2 protein-coding genes are annotated in these 2,460 nt (G+C 63.2%); one reads left to right on the top strand and one right to left on the bottom strand.

What is annotated here, in order from left to right; genetic code table 11:
- The first annotated feature begins 149 nt into the window (after positions 1-149).
- Positions 150-1,091, top strand: coding sequence for a tRNA pseudouridine(55) synthase TruB (truB, locus tag WEA77_RS11305; protein WP_368067986.1), 942 nt, complete (start codon positions 150-152; stop codon positions 1,089-1,091).
- 103 nt (positions 1,092-1,194) lie between these two features.
- On the opposite strand, the gene WEA77_RS11300 is transcribed toward truB, so the two are convergent.
- Positions 1,195-2,235 (bottom strand): NAD(P)-dependent alcohol dehydrogenase, encoded by a 1,041-nt coding sequence (locus WEA77_RS11300; RefSeq protein ID WP_368067984.1) that lies wholly within the window; start codon positions 2,233-2,235, stop codon positions 1,195-1,197.
- Positions 2,236-2,460: the final 225 nt, after the last annotated feature.

Genomic DNA, 2,460 nt, shown 5'->3' with positions numbered 1-2,460 from the left:
GGGACGAATTACCGATGACGCAATCGAATTGCACGCATCTCGCAGCCGTAAGGATTGACGAGCACGCCCTGCACCGGATAAGCGGCGCCCTTCGATATCCGATCCGGACGCGCGTTCGACCCGCCCGCCCGGACCTTTTGGAGACTGCCTTGTCCCGTCAGAGAAAACGCAAGGGCGAGCCCGTCACGGGCTGGCTGAACCTGTTCAAGCCTTTGGACATGACGTCCACGCAGGCCGTGGCTATCATCAAGCGCCTGTTCAATGCTGAGAAAGTCGGCCATGGCGGCACGCTCGATCCGCTGGCGGACGGTATCCTTCCCATCGCGCTGGGCGAAGCGACAAAGACCGTCCAATGGGCGATGGACGCCCAGAAGGAATATGTCTTCACTATTCGCTGGGGCATCTCGACCGCCAGCCAGGATGCCGAGGCCGAAGTGACGGCGACCTCTGACGTGCGCCCTTCGCGCGAGGCCGTCGAGGCTGTGTTGAAAAACTATATCGGCACGATCCATCAAGTCCCGCCGAAATTCTCCGCCATCAAGGTGGCGGGCGAGCGCGCCTATGACCTTGCCCGCAGCGGCGAGACGTTTGAGCTGGGATCGCGCGAAGTGGATGTCTACGCCGCGAAAGTGATCAGGATGCCGGACGCGGATCATTCGGTGATCCATGTTGTATCCGGCAAAGGCTTCTATGTGCGCGCGATGGCGCGCGATCTTGCGGCCGATCTCAGCGCTGAGGGGCATATCAGCCAGTTGCGGCGCACGCGCGTTGGCGCGTTCGATGCGGTAGGGGCAGTTTCGGTAGCGGAGATTCAGGCGCTGGCCGAGGACCGGGCAGGCCTTTTCGCGCAACTCAAGCCGCTACATGCAGTTCTGAATTCCATGCCGCATCTCCAGATCACGGCGAATGACGCGGGTAACCTGCGGCAGGGGCGCACGATCATGCTGCTGCCGCATGTCGTCGAAGGCTGGCGCGCGGGGCGCGGCGAGGATGATGACCGCCTGGCGCTGGCCCTCGCGGGCGATGACGCGGTCGCTTTGGGCGAAGTGCGGGCGGGGCAGTTCGAGCCTGTGCGGGTATTTGCGGTTTAGGTTGCAGGTGCGGCGGGGGCCGTCCGGCGAACTCAGCCATTTTTCTCCGCGCATCCCCGCGCAGGGATTAGCGGATCTTGGGTGGGAGGGGTGCCGCGTCTGCCTAGATCGTCGCCATGTCGATGACGAACCGATACTTCACGTCGCCTTTGACCACGCGGTCATAGGCTGGGTTCACATCTTTCATGTCGATCAACTCGATATCGCAGACGATGGCGTGCTCGGCGCAGAAATCGAGCATCTCCTGCGTCTCGGCGATGCCGCCGATGCCGGAGCCGGCGACGCTGCGCCGGTTCGCCAGCAGGATGCCGCCATGCATCGGCTCCAGCGGCTCAATGGCGCCGACGATCACCATGGTGCCGTTGCGGGCGAGCAGGCCGAGATAGGGATTGAGGTCGTGCTTCACCGGTACGGTGTTGAGCAGGAAGTCGAAACTGCCCCGGTGCGCTTTCATCTGTTCACGGTCTTTCGAGACGAGCACATCGGCGACGCCGAGGCGGCGGGCGTCTTGGCCCTTTTCCGGCGAGGTGGTTATCATCACGGTCTCGCAGCCCATCGCGACGGCGAACTTGATGCCCATATGACCGAGGCCGCCGAGGCCGATGACGCCGACCTTGTCGCCTTTCATCACGCCCCAGTGTTTCAGTGGTGACCAGCTGGTGATGCCGGCGCAGAGCAGCGGCGCGGCGGCGGCGGGGTCAAGCTTCTCCGAGATTTTGAGTACGAATTCGTCACGCACGACGATCTGTTTCGAATAGCCGCCGAAGGTCGGCCCCCCGATCACCGGTTCGGTGCCGCCATAGGTGCCGACGGAGCCCTTCTCGCAATATTGCTCGTCGCCGTCATGGCAGGCGGGACATTTGAGACAGGCGTCCACCAGGCAGCCGACACCGACAAGATCACCCACCTTGTGCTTCGTTACCTTCGGGCCGACGGCGCCGACACGGCCGACAATCTCGTGGCCCGGCACGAAGGGATACTTCGCGCGGCCCCATTCGTTGCGGGCCGAATGGATGTCGCTGTGGCAGATGCCGCAATGGGTGATGTCGATGAGAACGTCGTCGGGTTGCAGGTCGCGGCGGGTGATCTCGAAGGGCTTCAGGGGATCGGTGGGGCCCAGTGTGGCATAGGCGGCGACTTGCATGGCGTGTTCTCCCTGTTAACTGACCCAGCGTTTCACTGGGCGCAGGGGAAGTCCAGAGCGGCGGCGAGATGATTGCCTCTCCCATGGCGAAAGGGGCAGGGGCGAGGGGCTTTAGGCGGGGTGCCCGGGCTAGCCCCATATCCCCGCCCTCTGAAAATTGAACACGATTTCCTGCCTTCGCACGCCCTTCTCCCCAAGGGAGATGGGATTTTGCTCAGCCCATCT

This window comes from Hyphomonas sp. (assembly GCF_040882205.1).
In the GTDB taxonomy this organism is placed as follows: Bacteria; Pseudomonadota; Alphaproteobacteria; order Caulobacterales; family Hyphomonadaceae; genus Hyphomonas.
The sequence above is the reverse complement of the archived record's forward strand: the minus strand, read 5'-3'. Positions and strand labels throughout refer to the sequence as shown.

What these genes read in the sequence shown, in the direction of transcription:
- WEA77_RS11300 (WP_368067984.1), bottom strand. Translation starts at nt 2,235, where the DNA reads ATGCAAGTCGCCGCCTATGCCACACTGGGCCCCACCGATCCCCTGAAG.